This is a genomic window from Mesorhizobium sp. M1182, from assembly GCF_040318335.1.
In the GTDB taxonomy this organism is placed as follows: domain Bacteria; phylum Pseudomonadota; class Alphaproteobacteria; order Rhizobiales; family Rhizobiaceae; genus Mesorhizobium.
The window spans coordinates 19562-41823 of record NZ_JAMYMD010000046.1; the positions used below are offsets into that span (position 1 = coordinate 19562).

Annotated in this window: 19 protein-coding genes, 1 tRNA gene and 2 pseudogenes; 9 read left to right on the forward strand and 13 right to left on the reverse strand. The window is 61.9% G+C overall.

What is annotated here, in order from left to right:
- Positions 1–141: 141 nt before the first annotated feature.
- The 3 genes and pseudogenes from blaOXA to NKH33_RS30260 form a co-directional block, all read right to left on the reverse strand.
- Positions 142–947 (reverse strand): annotated as a pseudogene (blaOXA, locus tag NKH33_RS30250) (class D beta-lactamase).
- Positions 948–1093: 146 nt separating this feature from the next.
- On the reverse strand, positions 1094–1468 hold the full coding sequence (gene yidD / locus NKH33_RS30255; RefSeq protein WP_352451412.1) for a membrane protein insertion efficiency factor YidD: 375 nt from the start codon (positions 1466–1468) through the stop codon (positions 1094–1096).
- Positions 1469–1547: 79 nt separating this feature from the next.
- The gene (locus NKH33_RS30260; RefSeq protein WP_352473909.1) at positions 1548–1715 is read right to left on the reverse strand and encodes a hypothetical protein; all 168 of its coding nucleotides are present in this window, start codon (positions 1713–1715) and stop codon (positions 1548–1550) included.
- A 91-nt stretch (positions 1716–1806) separates the two neighbouring features.
- Between NKH33_RS30260 and NKH33_RS30265 the strand changes: the two genes are divergently transcribed.
- The gene (locus NKH33_RS30265; RefSeq protein WP_352500847.1) at positions 1807–2721 is read left to right on the forward strand and encodes a LysR substrate-binding domain-containing protein; all 915 of its coding nucleotides are present in this window, start codon (positions 1807–1809) and stop codon (positions 2719–2721) included.
- On the opposite strand, the gene NKH33_RS30270 is transcribed toward NKH33_RS30265, so the two are convergent.
- Positions 2718–3164: an iron-sulfur cluster assembly scaffold protein gene (locus tag NKH33_RS30270; protein WP_023678879.1), complete on the reverse strand. Its 447-nt coding sequence runs from the start codon at positions 3162–3164 to the stop codon at positions 2718–2720. The two genes, NKH33_RS30265 and NKH33_RS30270, sit on opposite strands and share 4 nt — an antisense overlap.
- Positions 3165–3404: 240 nt before the next feature.
- Here NKH33_RS30270 and folE point away from each other — a divergent pair, with 240 nt between their 5' ends.
- From folE to NKH33_RS30285, 3 genes are all read left to right on the forward strand, one after another.
- Positions 3405–4040, forward strand: coding sequence for a GTP cyclohydrolase I FolE (gene folE / locus NKH33_RS30275; protein ID WP_352466975.1), 636 nt, complete (start codon positions 3405–3407; stop codon positions 4038–4040).
- Between the two features lie 35 nt (positions 4041–4075).
- Positions 4076–4546, forward strand: coding sequence for a phosphoribosyl-AMP cyclohydrolase (gene hisI, locus NKH33_RS30280; RefSeq protein WP_352923026.1), 471 nt, complete (start codon positions 4076–4078; stop codon positions 4544–4546).
- An 84-nt stretch (positions 4547–4630) separates the two neighbouring features.
- Positions 4631–5602 carry a patatin family protein gene (locus NKH33_RS30285; RefSeq protein WP_023678882.1) on the forward strand — a complete coding sequence of 324 codons (972 nt, stop codon included), beginning with the start codon at positions 4631–4633 and terminating at the stop codon, positions 5600–5602.
- Positions 5603–5621: 19 nt separating this feature from the next.
- Here NKH33_RS30285 and recJ read toward each other — a convergent pair whose 3' ends face one another.
- The 5 genes from recJ to NKH33_RS30310 form a co-directional block, all read right to left on the reverse strand.
- Positions 5622–7406, reverse strand: a complete 1785-nt coding sequence (gene recJ / locus NKH33_RS30290; protein WP_352923028.1) for a single-stranded-DNA-specific exonuclease RecJ — start codon at positions 7404–7406, stop codon at positions 5622–5624.
- A gap of 60 nt (positions 7407–7466) precedes the next feature.
- On the reverse strand, positions 7467–8450 hold the full coding sequence (gene glpX, locus NKH33_RS30295) for a class II fructose-bisphosphatase (protein WP_352923030.1): 984 nt from the start codon (positions 8448–8450) through the stop codon (positions 7467–7469).
- Between the two features lie 143 nt (positions 8451–8593).
- The gene (locus tag NKH33_RS30300; protein ID WP_352451360.1) at positions 8594–9907 is read right to left on the reverse strand and encodes a homoserine dehydrogenase; all 1314 of its coding nucleotides are present in this window, start codon (positions 9905–9907) and stop codon (positions 8594–8596) included.
- 276 nt (positions 9908–10183) lie between these two features.
- The gene (locus tag NKH33_RS30305; RefSeq protein WP_352923033.1) at positions 10184–11401 is read right to left on the reverse strand and encodes an LL-diaminopimelate aminotransferase; all 1218 of its coding nucleotides are present in this window, start codon (positions 11399–11401) and stop codon (positions 10184–10186) included.
- Between the two features lie 40 nt (positions 11402–11441).
- Positions 11442–11828, reverse strand: coding sequence for a hypothetical protein (locus NKH33_RS30310; protein WP_352500851.1), 387 nt, complete (start codon positions 11826–11828; stop codon positions 11442–11444).
- 97 nt (positions 11829–11925) lie between these two features.
- Between NKH33_RS30310 and phaC the strand changes: the two genes are divergently transcribed.
- The 3 genes from phaC (at position 11926) to NKH33_RS30325 (ending at position 15457) form a co-directional block, all read left to right on the forward strand.
- Positions 11926–13761 carry a class I poly(R)-hydroxyalkanoic acid synthase gene (gene phaC, locus NKH33_RS30315; RefSeq protein WP_352923036.1) on the forward strand — a complete coding sequence of 612 codons (1836 nt, stop codon included), beginning with the start codon at positions 11926–11928 and terminating at the stop codon, positions 13759–13761.
- A 327-nt stretch (positions 13762–14088) separates the two neighbouring features.
- On the forward strand, positions 14089–15207 hold the full coding sequence (locus tag NKH33_RS30320) for a YcbK family protein (protein ID WP_352923043.1): 1119 nt from the start codon (positions 14089–14091) through the stop codon (positions 15205–15207).
- Between the two features lie 175 nt (positions 15208–15382).
- Positions 15383–15457 (forward strand) — tRNA-Glu (locus NKH33_RS30325).
- 124 nt (positions 15458–15581) lie between these two features.
- Here the strand turns inward: NKH33_RS30325 and NKH33_RS30330 are convergent.
- The gene (locus tag NKH33_RS30330; RefSeq protein ID WP_023678889.1) at positions 15582–15878 is read right to left on the reverse strand and encodes a DUF982 domain-containing protein; all 297 of its coding nucleotides are present in this window, start codon (positions 15876–15878) and stop codon (positions 15582–15584) included.
- Between the two features lie 296 nt (positions 15879–16174).
- Between NKH33_RS30330 and map the strand changes: the two genes are divergently transcribed.
- Entirely contained in the window at positions 16175–17002 is an 828-nt protein-coding gene (gene map, locus NKH33_RS30335) for a type I methionyl aminopeptidase (protein ID WP_352451363.1), read from the forward strand.
- 52 nt (positions 17003–17054) lie between these two features.
- A complete protein-coding gene (gene radC, locus NKH33_RS30340) occupies positions 17055–17801 on the forward strand; it encodes a RadC family protein (RefSeq protein WP_352923039.1) in 747 nt (248 codons plus the stop codon).
- Positions 17802–17889: 88 nt separating this feature from the next.
- Here the strand turns inward: radC and NKH33_RS30345 are convergent, their stop codons facing one another.
- The 3 genes and pseudogenes from NKH33_RS30345 to NKH33_RS30355 form a co-directional block, all read right to left on the reverse strand.
- Positions 17890–20469 carry a bifunctional diguanylate cyclase/phosphodiesterase gene (locus tag NKH33_RS30345; protein WP_352923045.1) on the reverse strand — a complete coding sequence of 860 codons (2580 nt, stop codon included), beginning with the start codon at positions 20467–20469 and terminating at the stop codon, positions 17890–17892.
- Positions 20470–20916: 447 nt separating this feature from the next.
- On the reverse strand, positions 20917–21783 hold the full coding sequence (locus NKH33_RS30350; protein ID WP_352540670.1) for a class I SAM-dependent methyltransferase: 867 nt from the start codon (positions 21781–21783) through the stop codon (positions 20917–20919).
- A gap of 237 nt (positions 21784–22020) precedes the next feature.
- Positions 22021–22262 (reverse strand): annotated as a pseudogene (locus NKH33_RS30355) (glycosyltransferase family 4 protein); the annotation flags it as partial.

Here is a 22262-nt window from a genome sequence, read left to right on the forward strand (position 1 = left end):
CGAGCGCGGGTGGTAAAATGCATGTCGCCCAAGACTGCTTAGCGGTTTTGGCGCTACGACATGCATCAGTAAGAGCCGGATGCGTCCGGCGGCGAGCGGTCTTTTATGGGCAGTTTTCGGCGCCGTAAAGCCGGATGTAGGTCACCTGAGGAGATTCGGCAGATCTTTCAGGAACATCGCCCGCGTCTTGAGTCCCTTTGGCGTGTCGGAACGTTTCGTATCGACTACCAGGCGGGCAAAGACGATCTTGCGAGCATCGGTCTGCGCCCAGCCGACAAACCAGCCAAGCGAGCGCTTGTCGGCGCTGTCGCCGAGCCTGGTCGTTCCGGTCTTGCCCTGCACCGTCCAGCCGCCTGCCCGGAAGGTCGGGACAATCGCGCTGGTCATCGCATGGGCCTTGTCCGAAACCGGCAGTTTTCGCGCCAGCAGCTTGCGCAGGAAATCGACCTGCTCGACCGGCGATATCTTGAGCGAAGAATTCACCCAGGAATGGGTGAGGCCGTCATTCTTGCCGGCAGTGCCGGAGACTTCGGTGTTGCCATAGTCCAATCTGGACACATAGCCGGCAAACTGTTTGCTGCCGAGCCGGCGCGTAATCTCGCGTGAGAACCAAAGGACCGAATCCCTTTCCCAGATCGTCGGGTCGACGGTCTTGCGGTCCCGTTTCGGGGCATTGAACTCTGCCTTGTACTCCCAGCTTGGCGTATGCTCGTCGCTCAGGATTCCAGCATCATAGCCGATCAGCGCCAGCGGAACCTTGAATGTCGAGGCGGGGCTGAAGCGCTGATCACAGGTCCCTTGGCGATACAGCGTCTCGCCGCTTGCGGCGTCGTGCATTCGATGTCCCCGAGCGGCGCTGATTGCGCACGGATCGGAAAACCCATCAGCCACGCCAGGACATAGAGAACAACGGCGAAAACGAAGGGAAGACGATCTATCCGGCGCATTTGGCAATCTCTCCTGAAGGGTGTCAGGAGCGGCTTAGCGAGGTGTCTTGTCTCGATTTTGTCTCAAATGCACTATGTCAGCGCAAGCTGCGGTTAACCCTACCAGATCGTAAAAAGCGACCCCTCTGTGCACCGCACAGTTGCGGTCAACTGTCCAGGTCGCCACGTTTTTTCCCGATCCGCCAGTACCGCCATGGCGTGAACCAGAGGTAGCGATCAGCCAGTGCCTCAGGCACCCGGTCGATGCCGTGCGTGCCGAACGGTCCGCAGCGCAGCACCCGGAAAAACCCCATCCAGCCGCCGGCCCACAGCCCGTGGCGGGCGATCGCTTCGTACGCGTATTCGGAACAGGTCGGCAGATGCCGGCAGGAATTGCCGACGAAGCCGGACAGCGTCAGCTGGTAAAGTCGGACAAGCGACGTGCCGAAGACGCGGCCCGGCGTCTTGCGCCACGGGCCGGACCAGTTGCGTCCTTGTCGAATCGGCCTGGCGCCGTGCGCATGCCGATGTTGGCCGACCACCGCAGTCTCCACATCGCGTTTCCCTACGCGATAGATGTGCGCATCGGGCCAGGAACGCAATGCCGTTCCGGCAATCCCGTCATGGCCTGGTAGGGCGAACCGGATAGCGGTCGGGCGTCGGCCTTCGGCATACGGCGACGCTGGTCGGCGGCCTCTCCTCGCACCAATCCCTATGCGGTTTCTCGTCGTACCATTGAAACGTCGCGATCCGCATCACATCGCCCAGAATGTTGAGAAACTGGATCATGGCGGCACTCCTTGAGCACCGATTAGAGCGCCGCTGGCCTTGCTCTTCAAACGAGTATAACGTCCACGTCAGATAACTCTGAGTTATGCGAATGAAGCGCGGACACCTCCCCCTGACGGCTCTGAGAAGCTTCGAAGCAGCCGGTCGTCACCTGAGCTTCAGCCGTGCGGCCGAGGAGCTTTATGTTTCGCAGGCGGCGATCAGCCGACAGATCCGCGAGCTCGAAACCTTCCTGCGCCAACCTTTGTTCTTCCGCCATCATCGCCGCGTCGAGTTGACCGACACCGGCCAGCGGCTGCTCGACCAGTTGGTCAGAAGTTTCGAGGGCATCGACAGGCTGCTTTCGGAATTGACGGCGGCCCCGACGCAGTCCGTGGTGCGTGTCAGCGTCGAGCCATCGCTTGCATCCGTATGGCTGGTGCCGCGGCTCAACCGCTTTCGCGAGTTGCGACCCGACATCGACGTTTCCCTTGAGGTCGACCCGAGATTGATAGAGTTTCGCAGCGATCAGCCCGAACTTGCCCTGCGTTTCAGTGCGCACGCCACCTCATGGCCACGCAGCGAAGCCGAACAGCTTGCCGCAGTCGTCGATTCCCCAGTTCTGTCGCCGGCACTTCTTGCATCCGGCCCAGCTCTGGAAAAGCCGATCGACCTTGGTCGCTATACATTGCTGCACGAAGAAAACCGTCAGGCTTGGGCGCGCTGGTTCGAAGCGGCGGGCGTGACGGCTGATGCCGTGCCTGCGCGCGGCCCGATGCTGGCCGATGCTTCGCTTTCGAAGCAGGCAGCCTTGCTTGGACATGGTGTCGCGCTGGGCGATCTTTTGCAGATCGGCGAAGAACTTGCGTCCGGCGCGCTGATCAAGCCTTTCGACATCGACGTCGCGTCGGGCGCCTATTGGCTAGTAGCCAGAAGGCTGAATGACCTTTCCGAACCAGCCAGGGCTTTTGCCGACTGGGTCCGGGCGGAATTCGCCGAAAGCCGGCGTTTTCTCGCCAAGGTTTAAGCCGCCTCTTCCGCCCGCTTCTTCTCGATCTGGCCGATGGCGTCGACCACTGCGTCGAAGGTCAGCATGGTCGAGGCGTGGCGCGCCTTGTAGTCGCGCACCGGTTCCAGGTATTTCAGGTCGGCGAAGCGGCCTTCGGGCGGCGGGCCGTTTTCCTTCAGCATCTTCAGCATCGTCTCGCGCACGCTGCGCAATTCTTCGGCGCTGGCGCCGACGACATGCTGCGCCATGATCGACGACGACGCCTGGCCAAGCGCACAGGCCTTCACGTCATGCGCGAAATCGCTGACGACGCCATCATCCATCTTCAGATCGACGGTCACCGTCGAGCCGCACAGCTTGGAATGTGCTCGTGCGGTTGCGTCGGGCCGGTCGAGCCGGCCGATCCGTGCGATGTTTCCGGCAAAACCCAGAATTTTCGCATTGTAGACATCGTCGATCATATTTTTCCAATCCGTCGCCGCCCAGCGAACAGTCATTGCCGCTCTGGCGTCTTCCTTTCGCTCGGCACGAACATATATAATGGCGGTAGTCGGGTATCGACAAGGCGACCACAAACCTCGTCATACCCAATTCTGTTCACGCCACTTACGGGCTGGAAACCGGGCGAGTTTCTGACACCCGAAAGGTCGTGGTCCGTTCAACTCGTTCCTCCTGAGAGAGGAACTACGGGAGACGCCTTTATGGACGCCGTTATCAAGAAACTCATGCCGCGGTCTGCCTATATGGAAAAGCCGGTCACCGACCGGCCGAGCGAGGCCGAAGTCGAAGCCGCTGTGCGCACCTTGTTGCGCTGGACCGGCGACAACCCTGACCGCGAGGGCCTGATCGACACGCCGAAGCGCGTCACCAAGGCGTTCAGCGAAATGTTCAACGGTTATGATATGTGCCCAGCCGAGGAACTTGGCCGCACCTTTGAGGAAGTTGCCGGCTATGACGACCTCGTTCTCGTCAAGGACATATCCTTCCACTCGCATTGCGAGCATCACATGGTGCCGATCATCGGCAAGGCGCATGTCGGCTATCTGCCTGACGGCAAGGTTGTCGGCCTGTCCAAGATAGCCCGTGTCGTCGACATCTTCGCCCATCGCTTGCAGACCCAGGAAGCGATGACCGCGCAGATTGCCGGCGTCATCCAGGACGTGCTCAATCCGCGCGGTGTGGCCGTTATGCTTGAGGCCGAGCATATGTGCATGGCCATGCGCGGCATCCGCAAGCAGGGCTCCACCACGCTGACCTCAACCTTCACCGGCGTCTTCAAGGACACACCCGAAGAGCAGGTCCGCTTCGTCACCATGGTGCGCGGCGGCAGGATCTGATCGGCCTGCCGGCTTCGCTAGATAAGGACCGGCGAATGTCGGCATTGGAATTCCCGAAAGCTCCAACAGACAAGAAGGCACTCGAGGAAGGCGCGGTCCTTTCACCGCGCTTCGATGCTGCCGGCCTCGTCACTGTCGTGGTCACCGATGCCGAAGACGGCGTGCTGCTGATGGTCGCGCATATGAATGCCGAGGCGCTGGCGCTGACGCTCGAGACCGGCATCGCGCACTACTGGTCGCGTTCGCGCAACGCGCTGTGGAAGAAGGGCGAAACCTCGGGCAATGTCCAGCAGGTCGTCGAGATGCTCACGGATTGTGACCAGGACGCGATATGGTTGCGCGTCAAAGTGCTGGGTCACGAAGCAACTTGTCACACCGGCCGACGTTCATGCTTTTATCGGACGGTGGGGCTGAGCGATGGCAAAGGGACGCTTGCCAGCGACGGCAGCAAGCCGCTGTTCGATGCGGAAAAAACCTATCGAAAGCCCAATACACCATCAATATGAACCATTCGCAGCACTTCAGCCACGTATATTCATGATTTCGATACGGCCCGCCTGTAGGATGACCGTGGGACAAGGGAGATTGTGATGCTCGACTGGGCGTCATTGCGCAACAGACCTGACGTTCGGGAGGCCAATGGCCTCTCCTCGGCCGCGGGCGCATCCGAAACCAAATCTCCGGGCAAAACAGGGATTTCGCTGGCATTGGGTGGCGGCTGTGCGCGCGGCTGGGCGCATATCGGCGTGCTGCGCGCGCTTGACGAAGCCGGCATCGAAGTGTCGATGATCGCCGGCACCTCGATCGGCGCGCTGGTCGGCGGCTGCTATGTTGCCGGCAAGCTCGACGAGTTGGAAGAATTCGCGCGCAGCCTGACCAGGCGGCGCATTTTTGGCCTTCTCGACCTCAATCTACGCGGCAGCGGCCTGTTCGGTGGCATGAAGCTCGATGCGCGGCTGCGCGAGCACATAGCCGGCATCCGCTTCGAGGACCTGCCAAAACCATTCGTCTGCGTCGCTTCGGAAATCCGCACCGGCCATGAGATCTGGCTGTCGAGCGGCTCGTTGAGCACCGCAATGCGCGCCTCCTACGCGCTGCCCGGCGTGTTCGAGCCGGTCGCCTGCAATGGGCGTGTGCTGGTTGACGGCGCACTGGTCAATCCGGTGCCGGTCTCGGTCTGCCGTGCCTACGAGCAGCCGCTCGTGGTTGCGGTGAACCTTCACTACGATCTGTTCGGCCGCGCCGCGGTGATCAAGCACAATGCCGGCGAGCTGGTCATCGAGAAAGACGCGCCGAGGGCCGGCCACGCCGATCCAGAACGCCAGTCGCGCGAGACGCGGCTCGGCATTACTGGCGTCATGGTCGAGGCCTTTAACATCATCCAGGACCGCATTTCGCGCGCCAGGCTGGCCGGCGACCCGCCGGACATATCGCTGCAGCCGAAGCTCAGCCATATCGGCCTGACCGAATTCCACCGCGCCGACGAAGCGATCCGTATCGGCTACCAGGCAACGATGGCGCAGATCGGCGACCTGACCCGGCTGCAGACCGTCCTCGCTTAGGCAGGGCGGCAGCGAGCTCTCAGGCAAGCGCCGCGTCGATGATGCGGAACTGCACCGTGCGGTTGCCGTTCCAGTGGTTGCCCGACAGCGAGCCGGCGACATGCACCGGCTTACCCCTGTTCTTGAACAGGAATTCGCCAAGAGCCGTGTCGACCGCGCGAAAGGCGATCGCCTGGATGCGGCCGCCGCTTTCCGACTGCAGGTCGGCGCGGATGTGGTTGCTGCCGACCGCCCGCGCATCGACAAGCCGGTGGCGCGGAAGCGCGAACACCGGCGCAACATGCCCGGCGCCGAACGGCCCTGCCCTCTCAAGCGCATCGAGCAGCGCAAGCGTCGCGCCCTCGGCGGCAAGCGCGCCGTCGATCGCCAGGCTCTCCTCGCCTTGCAGGCGGAACACATCCACCGCCGCGCGCTCTTCGAAGAAAGCCCTGAGTTCGCCGAGCTTCGCCCGCTCGACAGTGATGCCGGCCGCCATTCCGTGGCCGCCGCCCTTGATGATAAGCCCGGCATCGGCAGCCTCGCGCACCAGCCGGCCGAGGTCGAAGCCCGACACCGAACGGCCTGACCCCGTACCGACACCATTGGCGTTGAAGGCGATGGCAAAGGCCGGCCGTCTTGCATGGTCCTTGAGCCGCGAGGCAAGCAGGCCGACAATGCCAGGATGCCAGTTGCTGCTGGCTGTCACCACGATGGCCGGACCATTGCCGCCGGCAAGCTCGGCATCGGCCTCTGAGCGCGCGGCGGCCAGCATCTCCTGCTCCATCGACTGCCGTTCCTGGTTGAGCCGATCCAGCGTCTCGGCGATGGTGCGGGCCTCGACCGGGTCGTCGGTTGCAAGCAGGCGGCTGCCAAGTGCTGCGTCGCCGATGCGCCCGCCGGCGTTGATGCGCGGACCGATCAGAAAGGCCAGATGGAACGTGCTGATCGGCTCGCCTATACGCGAGACCCGCGCCAACGCCGCCAGCCCTTCGTTTCTCTGCTGCCGCGCCACCTGCAGCCCCTTGACCACGAAGGCGCGGTTGACGCCGGTGAGCGGCACCACGTCGCAGACTGTGCCCAGCGCCACCAGGTCGAGCAGGCCAAGCAGGTCCGGCGGTGCGGCATCCGGCAGGCGGCCGCGCAGAATCTTCGCGGTCTGCACCAGGCAAAGGAAGACGACACCGGCAGCACAAAGATGGCCTTGTCCGGAAAGGTCGTCCTCGCGATTGGGGTTGACGACCGCAGCCGCCGCCGGCAACGGCCCGCCGACCTGATGGTGATCGAGCACCACGACGTCGGCGCCGGCGGCCTTCGCCGCGTCGATGGAAGCAGCACTGTTGGTGCCGCAATCGACGGTGACGATCAGCGTCGCGCCGCGCGAGACGAGTTCGCGCATCGCTTCCGGATTGGGGCCGTAACCCTCGAAGATGCGGTCCGGTATGTAGATCTCCGACGCCACCGAGAAATATGCGAGAAAGCGCTTGAGCAGCGCCGACGAGGCGGCGCCGTCGACATCGTAGTCGCCAAAGATCGCCACTTTTTCCCTGGCCATCACCGCCTGGGCGATGCGAGCGGCGGCCCTGTCCATGTCGGTCAGCGATGCCGGGTCGGGCAGCAGATTGCGGATGGTCGGATCCAGAAACCGCTCGGTCTGCTCGGCGGTGACACCACGCCCGGCCAGCACACGTGCCACGATGTCAGGCACGCCATACCCTTGCGCGATGGCGAGCGCGGCCATGTCCTGACGCTCGGTCAGCCGGTGTTCCCAGGAAACGCCGGTGGCCGACTGCCTGACATCGAGGAAAAAGCGTCTTTCCCCCGTCACGTGACGCGCCGTCTGCAATTTGTCATTGCGCACAATATGCAACGGCTAACTGAGTCGAAATCAAAACTTTTCCAGATCCTGATGCCTGGCTTTGATTTCGCGCACGGTCCGCGATGACGAGCGCAGCACGATCGTGTGCGTGGTGATGAAATTGCGGCCGAACTTGACGCCGGCCAGCATATTGCCGTCGGTGACGCCGGTCGCGGCAAACAGCACGTCGCCGCGTGCCATGTCTTGCGTGTGGTAGATCCGTTTCGGGTCGGAGATGCCCATCTTCGCGGCGCGCGCCAGCTTTTCCGGCGTATCGAAGATCAACCTGCCCTGCATCTGGCCACCGGTGCAGCGCAAGGCGGCAGCCGCGAGCACGCCCTCCGGCGCGCCTCCGGTGCCGAGATAGATGTCGATGCCGGTCTCGTCCGGGTCGGTGGTATGGATGACCCCGGCGACATCACCGTCGCCGATCAGACGGATCGCGGCTCCGGTCGCCCGCACGGCTTCGATCAAGGCGCCATGGCGCGGCCGGTCGAGAATACAGGCGGTGATCTCCGCCACCGGCACGCCCTTGGCCCTGGCGAGGCTGGCGATGTTTTCGGCCGGCGAGGCATCGATGTCGATGATGCCGTCGGCATAACCCGGACCGATCGCGATCTTGTCCATATAGACGTCCGGCGCGAACAAAAGGCTGCCTTTTTCGGCAATGGCGATAACGGCCAGTGCGTTGGGCAGGTTCTTGGCGCAGATCGTCGTGCCTTCGAGCGGATCAAGCGCGATGTCGACAGCCGGGCCTTGGCCGGTACCGACCTCTTCGCCGATATAAAGCATCGGCGCCTCGTCGCGCTCGCCTTCGCCGATCACCACCGTGCCGTTGATGTCAAGACGGTTGAGCTCCTGCCGCATGGCATCGACCGCGACCTGGTCGGCGGCTTTCTCGTCGCCGCGTCCGCGCAATCTGGCGGCCGCGACCGCGGCGCGTTCGGTGACGCGCACCAATTCCATGGTCAGTATCCGGTCGAGGCCGGCGACAATGTTCTGGGCCACATTCATCGATGGACAATCCTCGTTGGCAGTTTAGCCTCCCGCCAGAGACGCGCTTCTTGTGTCAAAGCCCCGTGACAACAGCAAGACCTGCGTTGGACCTTTTTGAAAGCGCAGCAATATCAATCGATTAAACGCAAAATGTGAGACTGCTATCCGGCCCGCTCGATGCGGATGACTTGCGGCTTGTCGGTCAGAAGGCTGTCCCTGGTGATGCCGTCGACGGCCTTGCGCACCGCCGCCTCGGTCGTCTCGTGGGTCACCAGGATGACCGTCTTCTGTGCCTCGGTTTCCGGCCCGGCGGCATGCTGGACAATCGATTCCAGCGAAATGTCGTTGTCGGCCATGCGCTTGGCTATTGCCGCGAAGACGCCGAGGCGGTCGTGCACGGTCAGCCGGATGAAATAGCCGCCGGCATGGCTGCGCATCTGCGCCTTCTTGTAAGGCTTCAATTCCTTTGCCGGCCGGCCGAAGACCGGACCATGCTGGAAGCCAGGCCGGCTCTTGGCGATGTCGGCAATGTCGCCGATCACCGCCGACGCGGTGGCGTTGCCGCCGGCGCCAGGGCCCGAAAGCAGCAATTCGCCGAGGATGTCGGTTTCTATCGCCACCGCGTTGGTGACGCCGTGCACCTGCGCGATGACCGAGGCCGTCGGCACCATGGTCGGGTGCACGCGCTGCTCGATGCCGCTTTCGGTGCGTTGGGCGACGCCAAGCAGCTTGATCCGGTAGCCGAGATCGCCGGCCGCGCGGATGTCGGCCTGGCTGATGTTGGAGATGCCTTCCATGTAGATATCGTTGGCGGCGATCCTCGTGCCGAAGGCAAGGCTGGTCAGGATCGACAGCTTGTGCGCGGTGTCGTGGCCCTCGATGTCGAAGGTCGGGTCGGCTTCGGCATAGCCCAGCCGTTGCGCATCCTTCAGGCAGGCATCAAAGGACAGGCCCTCGGCTTCCATGCGCGTCAAAATATAATTGCAGGTACCGTTGAGGATGCCGAAAACGCGGGTCACCGAATTGCCGGCCATCGCCTCGCGCATCGTCTTGATGACCGGAATGCCGCCGGCCACCGCCGCCTCGTAATTGAGCAGCACGCCTTTCCTCTCGGCGATCTCGGCCAATGCCACCCCGTGCTTGGCAAGCAGTGCCTTGTTGGCGGTGACGACGTGGCGGCCGGCCTCGAGCGCCGCTTTGACGGACGAGCGTGATGGGCCTTCGTCGCCGCCGATCAGCTCGACGAAGACATCGATCTCGGCGGTCTGCGCCATCTTGACGGCATCGTCGAACCACTGTGCTGTGCCAAGATCAACGCCGCGGTCGCGTTTGGGATCGCGGGCCGAAACCGCCGACACGACGATGTCGCGTCCGCACTGTCGCGTCAGTTCAGCCGCCTTGTCGCGCAGCACGCGGGCCACCGACGCACCGACGGTGCCGAGCCCGGCAATTCCAACACGCAACGCTTCAGTCATCGGAGAGTCTGTCCGCCAGCTAGAATTGATTTTCGACCGCAACCAGATAGTCGTCGTTTTCATCAGGCTTCCGGGTCACGGTGACTATAGTCCCGGGGTGAAATTCCCACACTTCCGAGGCTGGTATGGGCTGGTCCAAGATGAGGTATGTGGTCGGACTAATTTGTTTTGCTTGCACCGGCCGCCAAACGGAAACCGACTCATCGATTAGCCTGACATAAACGACGGCCTGGACGTTCATGCTGGCAGGGACGGTCATGGCTGTGACTGAACCAATCAGCGATGCGCGGCGAGCGGTACGACGTTATTCGGCTGCTTGGCGCTGGATGCGAGGAAGCGCTTGATGTTGCGCGCCGCTTGCCGGATCCGGTGCTCGTTTTCGACCAGCGCGATGCGCACGTGATCGTCGCCATGCTCGCCGAAGCCGACGCCCGGCGCCACCGCGACGTCGGCGTGCTCGATCAGGAGCTTGGAGAATTCAAGCGAGCCCAGGTGCTTGAACGGCTCCGGGATCGGCGCCCAGGCGAACATCGATGCCGCCGGTGCGGGAATGGTCCAGCCGGCGCGGCTGAAAGCGTCGACCATGACATCGCGGCGTTTGCGGTAGACGTCGCGCACTTCGGCGATGTCGGCACCGTCGCCGTTGAGTGCATGCGCCGCCGCCACCTGGATCGGCGTGAAAGCGCCGTAGTCGAGATAGGATTTCACTCGCGTCAGCGCCGAGATCAGCCGTTCATTGCCGACCGCAAAACCCATGCGCCAGCCCGGCATCGAAAAGGTCTTCGACATCGAGGTGAACTCGACGGCGACGTCTATGGCGCCCGGCACCTGCAGCACCGAAGGCGGCGGATTGCCGTCGAAATAGATCTCGGAATAGGCAAGATCCGACAGGATGATGATGTCGTTCTTCCTGGCGAAGGCCACCACCTCCTTGTAGAAATCGAGCGAAGCGACCAGTGCCGTCGGGTTGGATGGATAATTGAGGATCAGTGCCAGCGGCTTCGGGATCGAATGGCGGATGCCGCGCTCCAACGCCAGGATGAACCCGTCGTCCGGCTCGACCTGCAGCGAGCGGATGACGCCGCCTGACATAATGAAGCCGAAGGCGTGGATCGGATAGGTCGGGTTGGGGCACAGGATCACATCGCCGGGGGCCGTGATCGCCTGCGCCATATTGGCAAAGCCCTCCTTCGAGCCGAGCGTCGCCACCACCTGGCTGTCCGGGTCGAGCTTCACACCGAAGCGGCTGGCATAGTAGTTGGCCTGGGCACGACGCAGGCCCGGAATGCCGCGCGACGACGAATAGCGGTGCGTGCGCGGGTCGCGTACCACCTCGCAGAGTTTGTCGACGATGGCCTTGGGCGTCGGCAGGTCCGGATTGCCCATGCCAAGGTCGATGATGTCGGCGCCGCGCGAACGGGCGCTGGCCTTCAGCCGGTTGACCTGTTCGAAGACATAGGGCGGAAGCCGGCGGACCTTGTGAAATTCTTCCATGGCAGTTCCAGACAGTGAGGTTGCGGTCGCGCGTATAAGCCTATTTGCAACTAGGGTCGAGAGCGGGGTCGCATTTGCCTTCGATCTGCTTCAGCGCCTCGGCGCCGTGTTTTTTTGCCAGCTGGTCCAGCGCTGCCTGGTCCGCAACCTTGACGCCGCCGCCCTTGGCGGCCTGGCTCTGCTCCTCGGCCTTCAGTTGGGCGAGCTTGGCGTTCTTTTCCTCGTCGGTGAATTGCTCGGCCGCCACCTGCGGCCGGATGTTCAGGTTCGGATAGGAACCGGTGTCCTTCGCGCCGACAAGGCCGGTGGCGGGCGCCGCACCTTCCATGTTGCTGCTCGTGCAACCGGCCATCGCCAACAGGACGAGCGCCATGCGGCAAAAACGACCAGTGCCGGAAAAAACGTCCTTGCCAATATTAATCGTCATATTGTTTTCCTGGCGGCCGGGTTAGAGCACATTGGACCCTGTTCGATATCCCATGGTAATATGTCAACAAAACGCTTCGGGAGGAACCCCGCGAACCATGTCCAAAACACCCGATTCGGGCAAAGCGGAAGATGACCAACCTTCGACCGTCGAGCAATACCTGGTGAAGGACCCGGAACGCTTCGCCCTGAACATGGCTCGCATGATCGAGCAGGCCGGCAAGGCCGCCTCGGCATGGGCCGAGCCGCGGGAAAAGGGCGAGGTGCGCGATCACGTCGCCGAGCCGGTCGTCGACATGGTGAAGACGTTCTCCAAGCTCACCGAGTACTGGCTCTCCGACCCGCAGCGCGCGCTGGAGGCGCAAACGCGGCTGTTTTCCGGCTACATGACCGTCTGGGCCAATGCCGTCCAGCGCATCGGCGCCGGCGCCGAGGACGCCGAGGACGCGATCAAGCCCGAGCGCGGTGACAAGCGTTTCCAGGACCCGGAATGGGGCCGCAACGCCTTCTTCGATTTCCTCAAACAGGCGTATCTGGTCACCTCGCGCTGGGCGGCCGAACTGGTCGAGCACGCCGATGGCCTGGACGAGCACACCCGCCACAAGGCCGGCTTTTATGTCAAGCAGGTGTCCAATGCCATCTCGCCGTCGAATTTCATCCTGACCAATCCGGAATTGTTTCGCGAGACTGTCGCCTCCAACGGCGAAAACCTGGTGCGCGGCATGAAGATGCTGGCCGAGGACATTGCCGCCGGCAAGGGCGACCTGAAGCTGCGGCAGGCCGATTATTCGCTTTTCGAGATCGGTAAGAATCTCGCCACCACTCCCGGCAAGGTGGTCGGCCGCAGCGACGTCGCCGAAATCCTGCAATACGAACCGACTACCGACACCGTGCTCAAGCGGCCGCTGCTGATCTGCCCGCCATGGATCAACAAATACTACATCCTCGACCTCAACCCGCAAAAATCCTTCATTCGCTGGGCAGTCGAGCAAGGCCACACCGTCTTCATCATCTCCTGGATCAACCCGGACGAGCGGCACGGCGCCAAGAGCTGGGAGGCCTATATCAGGGAGGGCCTGCAATACGGCCTCGACACGATCGAGAAGGCCACCGGCGAAAGGCAAGTCAACGCCATCGGCTATTGCGTCGGTGGCACGCTTCTCGCGGCGGCCCTGGCGCTGATGGCGCAGGAAGGCGACAACCGCATCAAATCCGCCACCTTCTTCACCACCCAGGTCGATTTTACCTATGCCGGCGATCTAAAAGTGTTCGTCGACGAGGAGCAGGTCGCGGCCGTCGAAAAGGCGATGAACGAGAAAGGCTATCTCGACGGCACGAAGATGGCGACCGCCTTCAACATGCTGCGCTCGGGCGACCTGATCTGGCCCTATGTCGTCAACAACTACATGCGCGGCAAGGATCCCCTGCCTTTCGACCTGCTGTACTGGAATGCCGATTCGACCCGCATGGGCGCTGCCAACCATTCCTTCTATTTGCGCAATTGCTATCTCGAGAACAGGCTTTCGCAAGGCATGATGGAACTGGCGGGCCGCACGGTTTCGCTGAAGGACGTTACCATTCCGGTCTACAACCTCGCCTCTAAGGAGGACCATATCGCGCCGGCGCTTTCGGTCTTCCTCGGCTCGAAATATTTCGGCGGCGAGGTCGATTACGTCATGGCCGGCTCCGGCCACATCGCCGGGGTCGTCAATCCGCCGGCGGCGCAGAAATATCACTACTGGACCGGCGGCAAGCCGGCCGGCGACTTCGACCAGTGGCTCGCCGGGGCCACCGACCATCCCGGTTCCTGGTGGCCGCACTGGCAACGCTGGATCGAAGCCAAGGACAATACCCGCGTACCGGCCCGCAAACCGGGCGAGCATATGCAAGTTCTAGGCGAAGCCCCCGGCACCTATGTCAAGGTGCGCGTGTAACCATCTGTAATGTGTGGTGAGTTGACGCGCCGCCAAAAGCGGGCGAAATGGTGCCGTCAACCCTGAGCAGCCTTGATTCATCCTCTAGCCGCCAAATTACTTTGAGGCTTGCAGATTTGACACAGGTCTCGTTTCCGGTTCGGGGAACAAGGGTCATTTCGACGAGACGTTTCGACGCCGCGCCAATGACGAACCGGTCGGATATCGAGGGGGAATTTTGTTTTGAGATCAGCAGGATCGCGCCTCGCGAAGGGAGAAAGCCGCGCCATTGTGGCGGCGCTTTTCTCGGTGCTCCTGGCGTCCTGCACCTCGGCCGGCGACCCGACCATGTCGGTCGGCATGCCAGGCTACAATACCTCGGCTACCGAAATCAGCACGGCCGCCGGTGCGCCCCAGGCCAGCACGGCCGCATCATCGTCGCAGATGACAAGCGCACAAATGACGATGAATGCCGACGGCGACGCCAACCTTCCAGAGCAGGTCGCCTATGTGCCGGTGGCCAAGCCAGGGGCCAAGCTCGACGCTGGATTCCCGATCGCCGTCCCCACGGCAGCCGAGACGATCGCGGGACACACGCCGCAACCGCTGCAACCAAACGCCCAGACAGCCGAACAGGCCGTGGCGCAGAACAGTGCTTATGCATCGAAGCCCGACGCCAAGGCCGCCGCACCGGCGATGACCAACCCGGTTTATGTGACCGCCGGCGAGATGCCGCAGCCACAGGCCTACGCACCGAAGAAAAACTTCCTGGCCTCACTGTTCAGCGCCACGCCTGCTTCGGCGGCACCTTCTTCGCCGGCCAACAGCAGATCGGGCGGGCAGCCAACGGTCATGCAGGCCAAGGCGACGCCTGCGGCAAAACCCACCGTCACCCTGGCTTTGGCCGATCCGGCTGAAAAGCCGGTGCAGCTGGTGTCGACGGGCGATACCAGCCACTTCACGGCCGATGCGCTGCCCGGCGTGCGCCAGACGGCGCTGTTCGAGATCAAGCGCAAATCCGGCCTCGACGACGAGAGTGACGTCGACCTCAATGAAGACGAAGGTTCGGGTGGCGCCTACCAGGTCGCCTCCGCCGCCGGCCTTGCCCGGCTGGCGCCCAACGGCCTCCTGAAACAGAACGAAAGCGTCGATGTCGCCTGCTTGAAGCCGTCGCTGGTTCGCGTGCTGAAGACGATCGAAGGCCACTACGGCCGCAAGATGACGGTCACCTCCGGCTATCGCGATCCGGCCCGCAACCGCCGCGCCAACGGCGCAAAGAATTCGCTGCACATGTACTGCGCCGCAGCCGACATCCAGGTTCCTGGCGTCTCGAAATGGGAACTGGCGAGCTACATCCGCACCATGCCGGGCCGTGGTGGCGTCGGCACCTACTGCCACACCGAATCCGTCCATGTCGATGTCGGCCCCGAGCGCGACTGGAACTGGCGCTGCCGCAGGCGCGGCTAGGGTGAGGTTCTTCCGGCACTGCGAAGCTCCCCTCGGCGACGTTGCATCATGCCGCAAAAACCAGCTTGGCTGTCGGAAAGTCGCGGTTTGGAGCCAAAGGAAAAAAGTTGTCGCAGCCGGCGGCAGACGGGTTGCCGGTTTGTCGCGACGCAACTATAAGCGCTCACATCTGAGCGCGCCCATCGTCTAGCGGTCAGGACACCGCCCTTTCACGGCGGTAACAGGGGTTCGATTCCCCTTGGGCGTACCAGCATTTCAACTTGGCACATGTCTATCGCCAGCGTGATGCTGCGCCAGCTCTGCTGGGCCCGCCACTCTGATAGGGATGTCGGCAAGAAGAGACGAAGACGACTGAGGACTACGTCGAAGGCTGTCTAAGCCCGCAGTCCCCTCGCCTCGCCGCCGCGCTTGCGCGGAACCATCATGTCCCTGGCAAGCAGGCCGCTCACCCGGCAAAAGGCCATGAAGGCCCGCCATGCGTCTTCGGTCTCGACGATGTCCACCGTGGCGCCAAAACAGGCATTGAACGCGGCCTGATAGGTTGGTCCCTTCCGGCGAACCGGCCACGTTTGCAGGAAATCGAGCGCCTGCTCGACACTGTAGATTTCCTCGACCGGCTGGCCGGGCACAGGCGCGATCCGCACCGGCACCTCGAATTGCAGTCTGTCCATTCGATCTCTCCCGAACTGACACCCCCGCAGCAACGCCGTTCGTCGCAAAAAATTGCCGTGGCGGCTTAATGCTTGGGCCGCTTCTCACCTAGAAATGTGTCGTCACTACGGTGGTCAATGAACCTGGCGAAGCATGGGCCGTTAGAGGCAAAGAGAATGCCCCCAGGCGTGAATATCGCCGGTCTTCGGCGGTCGCCGGCAGTTCGTCCTTGAACCTTGCGCTTTCCAGTGCCAAATCTGGGAAGGTTTCTCTCGCGGAGGCTCATCCAGCCCCGCATCCCTGCAAGACGGATAAAATGGTCACCTATCTCGACGCCGCCACGGCACCGCTCAGAAACACCGGCCAGATCCGTCTTTACGACGAGGAAGGTTTTGTCGGCATGCGCAAGGCTTGCGATCTCACCGCGCGCTGCCTCGACGAACTGGTACCGATTGTGGCGCCCGGCGTCACCACCGAAGCGATTGATCGCTTCGTCTTCGAGTTCGGGATGGACCATGGCGCGCTTCCGGCGACGCTCAACTACCGTGGCTATACGAAATCATCCTGCACCTCGATCAACCACGTCGTCTGTCACGGCATACCCGACAACAAGCCGTTGAAGGATGGCGACATCGTCAATATCGACGTCACCTATATCCTCGACGGCTGGCATGGCGACTCCTCGCGCATGTATCCGGTGGGCACGATCAAGCGTGCCGCGGAGCGGCTGCTCGAAGTCACGTATGAGTGCCTGATGCGCGGCATCGCGGCAATCAAGCCGGGCGCCCGAACCGGCGCCATCGGCGCCGCCATCCAGACCTATGCCGAAGCCGAGCGTTGCTCGGTGGTGCGCGATTTCTGCGGCCACGGGGTTGGCCGGCTGTTTCATGACGCGCCGAATATCCTGCATTACGGCAGCGCCAGCGAAGGCGTCGAGATGCGGCCGGGCATGATCTTCACCGTCGAGCCGATGATCAATCTCGGCCGGCCGCATGTGAAAGTGCTGTCGGACGGCTGGACCGCGGTGACGCGCGACCGTTCGCTGTCGGCGCAGTACGAGCACACGATCGGCGTCACCGAGACCGGCTGCGAGATCTTCACGCTGTCGCCAAAAAACCTCGACCGCCCCGGCCTGCGGGCCTAGTGTCTGGCAGATCGGGCGTTACCTTGCCCGGCAAATGCTGGGTGGGGCAGCCATGAACGGCAACGACAACGAGCGGGCCTTCTTTCCCGAAAGGCCAGTGCGATCCCACGCGAAGGCGGTGGCCGCCGACAAGCCGCATTATCTCGGCCATCGCGACCGCCTGCGCGAGCGCTTCGCCGCCGGTGCCAACACCCTCCCCGACTACGAACTGCTCGAGCTTCTTTTGTTCCGGCTGATCCCGCGCGCCGACACCAAGCCGGTCGCCAAGGCATTGCTGGCACGCTTCGGTACATTGGCCGAGGTCCTCGGTGCGTCCGTCGAGCGCCTGCAGGAGGTGAAGGGCATCGGCCCGGCGGTGGCGCTCGACCTCAAGGTGGTTGCGGCAACGGCGCAGCGCATGGCGCGCGGCGAGATCGCCGGCCGCGAGCTGTTGTCGACCTGGACGCAGGTTCTCGAATACTGCCGGTCGGTGATGGCCTTCGAGGAGCGCGAGCAGTTCCGCATCCTGTTCCTCGACAAGAAAAACGCGCTGATCGCCGACGAAGTCCAGCAGGTCGGCACCGTCGACCACACACCGGTCTATCCGCGCGAGGTGGTCAGGCGCGCCTTGGAGCTCTCCGCCACGGCGATCATTCTGGCGCACAACCATCCGTCGGGAGACCCGACGCCGTCGCGCGCCGACATCGAGATGACCAAGCTGATCATCGAGACGGCCAAACCGCTTGGCATTGCCGTTCACGACCACATCATCATCGGCAGGAAAGGCCACTCCAGCATGAAGGGCCTGCTGCTGATCTGAGGTTTGGCGTTGTCTTCAGCTTTGTCCGCTGTGCGCCTATGTACCGCAACGTGAAGGCGGTCGGCTCGATAAATTCTGGCGCCGAGGCTCAGCTGGCCGTGCGCAGGCGTCGCGATCGGACAAAGGTCTTAAGTCCCTCGGAATCGAACGCGTGGCCGAAGGCATAACCCTGCAATATGTCGCAGCCCAGGCCCTTGAGTAGCCGTGCATGCTGCATCGTCTCGACGCCTTCCGCCACGACCTCGATACCCAGCGACTTGCCGATTTCAATGATCGACGAGACAACCTGCCTTCTCTGCGGCGATTTGACGATTGGGGTGACCAGCTGCCGATCTATCTTCAGCCGGCGCGGCTGCAACTTCAGCAAACTGACCATTGAAGCGTAACCGGTACCAAAATCGTCTATTTCGATGTCAATCCCCAGTTCTTTTATCTGCTCGATGTTCCACGTGACAAGGTCGTCGTTCTCGTCCAGGAAAATCGACTCAACAAGCTCAAACGAAACTGTTCCCTTCTTGATATTTTGCTCTCGCAGGCTCTTGATGAGCTCCTCATCCTGAAGGCGCCTGGCCGAGACATTGACCGACACCCGCGGAATGTGAAGTTTTGCAGCGGACCACGCTTCGAAATCCGAAAGCGATTGCTTCAATATGGCTTGGTCGATGATCGAGACAACGTTCAGTTCTTCTGCAATCCTCAGGAAGACGTCGGGCGCCAAAATACCCTTTATTGGATGTTTCCACCTCGCCAGCGCCTCAACCCCAACGATTTCGAGCGTCTTTGCGTCAAATTGGGGCTGGTAGAACGGGATGAACTCGTTGCGCTCGAGGCCGCCGAGAATTTCGTCGGCAATCCGCTTGGTATCGACGATTTCGCTTTGCATCGCGTCTGTGAAGAATTCGTATCGATTGCGCCCCCGCGCCTTTGCTCGGTAAAGCGCGATATCGGCGTTCACCAGCAGGTGTTTGGCTTCGACATCTTTTCCGTTGTCGACAGCGATTCCCACGCTGACACCAAAACGGCATCGATGACCCTGATAGTACACCGGTTCGCGCATCTGGCTGATGACGCGGTCGGCGAGCAGCGCCAGCTGCTTGGTATCGTCGCGCACCACGCACAGAACGATGAATTCGTCTCCCCCGATACGGGCGACGAATCCCTCGTCGCCGACCTTCGACCTGAGCACGGTTGACGCGTGAACCAACATCGCGTCACCGGCGGCGTGGCCCAGCGTATCGTTGATGTGCTTGAACCGATCCAGATCTATGTGAAGCAGTGCCGCGTGCCCGCCTGAGCGCCTGGCGTTTGCCGCGTAATGTTCCAGTACCTGGTCGAGGTAACGCCGGTTGGGCAAGCCGGTCAGCGAATCATGAAGCGCGATGTGCTCTATGCGCGCTTTGGCTGACTCGAGTTCTGCATTTTTCGACTCGGACAGCTGTTTTGCACGAACCAGATCCTTGTTCAGCAGGACGTCGGAAGTCACGTCCCATTCCGCGCCGATCATTTTTGGGGTGTCGTTTGCGACCCGGTAAACGATCGCCTTGGACCGGACATGACGGATCTCGCCATCCTGACGCACAATCCGGTACTCCGACAAATATGGTCGTCCGCTGGCCACCGCCCTGTCGAAGTCCGCGTTGGCGCCAGCCAAATCATCTGGGTGTATTGCTCCCGCCCAGTCTGGATAGCCCCGGTGCTCGCCGGTTGGTTTGCCATATATTTCGTTGACGCGATCATCCCACGTAAGCTCGTTGGTCGCTAGATCGTGTTCCCAAACCCCAATAGCCGACGCTTCCAGGGCGAGTTCCAAGCGTCGTGACAATCGACGCAATTCCGCATAATTGCGCTGTCTTTCGCCAATCAGGCGGCCTGTGACCAGGAAAGGGAACACAACCAAGGCTCCGGCCGTCGCCATGATAGCGCGCAACAACCATGCGTTGCTTGGCGTCGAAGGCCAGCCATTTTTGGGAATGGCCGCGATTTGCCACGAACCGGACGGGAGCACAACGTCGGCTGTCACCGGATCGCTTTTGCTGATCCGCTCATTACCGTAGAATTGGTCTCCATTTTGGCCGAGAGCGTCCCTGCCGATCAGCGCTATGTCAATCCCGAGATCGTCGTCAAGCAGCCCGCTCGCCCGATAAAGACGCTGCACGTCGACAACGGCGGAAATGATGCCCCAGAATCTTTCCGTATTGCCCGCGCTCCGCACGAAAACCGGAAAGCGGCCGATGAAGCCTTGTCCTCCCTGCTTCAGCTCGACGGGACCGGCAAGCACCAGCTTGCGTTCGTCTCGCGCCCTTAGCGCAGCCGCACGCTGTCGCTCGTTCTTGCGGTAATCCAGGCCCATCGCCTGCTCGTTACCCTCCATCGGGTACATCAGGGAAACGACCAGATCGGGCGCGCCGGCAATATTGTTCAATTGCGAGTCGGCGCCAAACAGATTGCTCGCGAGCGAGGCGAAGCGTTGCTGACCCATATAGGGCTCGGTCACGACCGCGGCGACCAATCCACGCACGAGTTGAAGGTTTCCGTTGATATTGCCTTCGAGCTTGGCGCGGATGAGGTTGACCTTGGTCAGCACGTCCGCACGGACGGCCTGGTCCGAGACGATTTTGTTCTGGTGCTCCGCGAACGCAGCGCTGATAAGTATGACGACAAGCGCGATCGCCGCCGGAATATTTGCCGACGAAAAGACGACCTCCTTGATGCCGCCGAACCTAGCGCGGAAAAAAGCCAATAGGCGATTCCTCAAGTGCCATTTCAGGTTTTCGGGTCGACCCGATGAGGAACATTAGCTTTCAATGTTTAATTTGACCTTCACGCTCCTTAGAGCTTTTGCACTTCCGACCGTTGCTGACGTTGCAGGCCCGAGCGGTTGGAGCCAGCTGCCGACTTCCACTGCCATGGTCCCACTGATTGAGATACGCTGGCGCCGGCGATCCAGCGTCTGTCGACCATTCGCGAGGAGATCTGCTCATCTCAAGGCGCTCGTCTGTGGAAGCGGACCGAGAGAGAGGCCAGCTAGACCTGGCTTGCTCGGAAGATAGAGGAGCGCGAGCGCGATTGCACAAGTCGACGCTCCGACCCGAGTACTCTGGAGCGTTGACCTGGACTAGTGCCCCTCAATCGCCTTGGGAGACACAAGGTATGGTATCTTGCCGACGCTGCGCTTCGTCGCGCCAATGGAATAAGCCATCGGTATCTTGGGAGAGTTCTCCGGCAAGCCGTACATATCCTTGCCGGCCCGCACGGCAAATGAAAAGTGCTGCCACGAAACCGTGTCATGCTCATTGAGAAAATCGAGCGTCAGACCAGCTGAAATCAGCGCATTCACCACGTCACTGATCGGGTGGATCCATTCATAATAGCGAGGATGCTTCAAGATGCGATCATCGCCGGTGTAGGTCAGTTCCTCGTTCCAGGCGAGCGGCCGAGCTATCGGCGTTCGCCAGTCGTGCTTCAATTCCAGGGCCGCGGCCTTTCGATCGCACTGAAACAGCAATGGATGGCCCTCGGCCATGTAGAGGCGGCCGCCGGGTCGCAGAAGATCGGCAACCACCCGCGCCCAACGGAACACGTCGTCCAGCCAGTTTACCGAACCCCAGGTAACGTAAGCGATATCAAAGGTCCGGCCGAGCGCTTCCACCGCCTCGAACAGTGGCGCTTCCACGAAGCGCACTTCGGTGCCTGCCTTCGCAGCAAAATCCCGCGCTGCCACGATCGCCGTCGGTGAAAAGTCGAGCCCGGTCACGCTGCCTGCGCCGAGATTCTTCAAGCTGATCGTGTCAAGACCGATGTGACACTGCAGGTGGACGATATCCTTGCCGGCGATATCGCCGAGCTCGCGCGTTTCCAGCTCATAGAGATTGGATCCGCCGGCCAGCACATTCTCGATGTGGTAGCTGCCCGTTGTGTCGGTCGAGTGCAGTTCGGCCCGATCATCCCAATTAAGGCGGTTCGCGCCCAGAAACCGTTCCAAATTCCCCCCACCCCTGACCGACGCATGGTAAACAAGTCGTTAAAGCACCTTTGCAGCGAAAGTAGCGCGCGTCAATCCGGACCGGGCGGCAGTACGACGCCGCTCGCGAAAGCATTAGTCCCGGGAAGGCTTGCTGCTGATCAAAGGCTTCTGGCGCGATCGCCGCGCCCGGCGACAAGACCCCGCAGGCGCTCCCGGACTCCGCCGTCGTGGTCTGTATGTGGATCAGTCGGTTCCTCAGCCCGGCACAGCCACCATCGCGATATTTCTGGAGAGCTCGTTTGTGGGGGCAACTGCGTCTGCCGTGCCGCTCGTGAGTGCTCGGTAGAGTGCCAGATAATCGCTGCACATGCGCTCGACCGTGAACCGCTTCTCGAACGTCTGCCGCACTCGAGCGCGATCGAGGCTGTCTATGCGCCGGAGCGCGCCCACGGCTTCCTCCACCGTATCCACGATCCATCCGGACACACCGTCATCGA

Coding starts and splice junctions, on each gene's coding strand:
- NKH33_RS30260 (WP_352473909.1), bottom strand. CDS start 1,715: ATGATCCAGTTTCTCAACATTCTGGGCGATGTGATGCGGATCGCGACG.
- NKH33_RS30305 (WP_352923033.1), bottom strand. CDS start 11,401: ATGGAAGAATTTCACAAGGTCCGCCGGCTTCCGCCCTATGTCTTCGAA.
- folE (WP_352466975.1), top strand. CDS start 3,405: ATGGACGCCGTTATCAAGAAACTCATGCCGCGGTCTGCCTATATGGAA.
- glpX (WP_352923030.1), bottom strand. CDS start 8,450: ATGAATGTGGCCCAGAACATTGTCGCCGGCCTCGACCGGATACTGACC.
- hisI (WP_352923026.1), top strand. CDS start 4,076: ATGTCGGCATTGGAATTCCCGAAAGCTCCAACAGACAAGAAGGCACTC.
- NKH33_RS30330 (WP_023678889.1), bottom strand. CDS start 15,878: ATGGACAGACTGCAATTCGAGGTGCCGGTGCGGATCGCGCCTGTGCCC.
- NKH33_RS30320 (WP_352923043.1), top strand. CDS start 14,089: ATGTCGGTCGGCATGCCAGGCTACAATACCTCGGCTACCGAAATCAGC.
- NKH33_RS30270 (WP_023678879.1), bottom strand. CDS start 3,164: ATGATCGACGATGTCTACAATGCGAAAATTCTGGGTTTTGCCGGAAAC.
- NKH33_RS30300 (WP_352451360.1), bottom strand. CDS start 9,907: ATGACTGAAGCGTTGCGTGTTGGAATTGCCGGGCTCGGCACCGTCGGT.
- NKH33_RS30285 (WP_023678882.1), top strand. CDS start 4,631: ATGCTCGACTGGGCGTCATTGCGCAACAGACCTGACGTTCGGGAGGCC.
- map (WP_352451363.1), top strand. CDS start 16,175: ATGGTCACCTATCTCGACGCCGCCACGGCACCGCTCAGAAACACCGGC.
- NKH33_RS30310 (WP_352500851.1), bottom strand. CDS start 11,828: ATGACGATTAATATTGGCAAGGACGTTTTTTCCGGCACTGGTCGTTTT.
- NKH33_RS30265 (WP_352500847.1), top strand. CDS start 1,807: ATGAAGCGCGGACACCTCCCCCTGACGGCTCTGAGAAGCTTCGAAGCA.
- radC (WP_352923039.1), top strand. CDS start 17,055: ATGAACGGCAACGACAACGAGCGGGCCTTCTTTCCCGAAAGGCCAGTG.
- phaC (WP_352923036.1), top strand. CDS start 11,926: ATGTCCAAAACACCCGATTCGGGCAAAGCGGAAGATGACCAACCTTCG.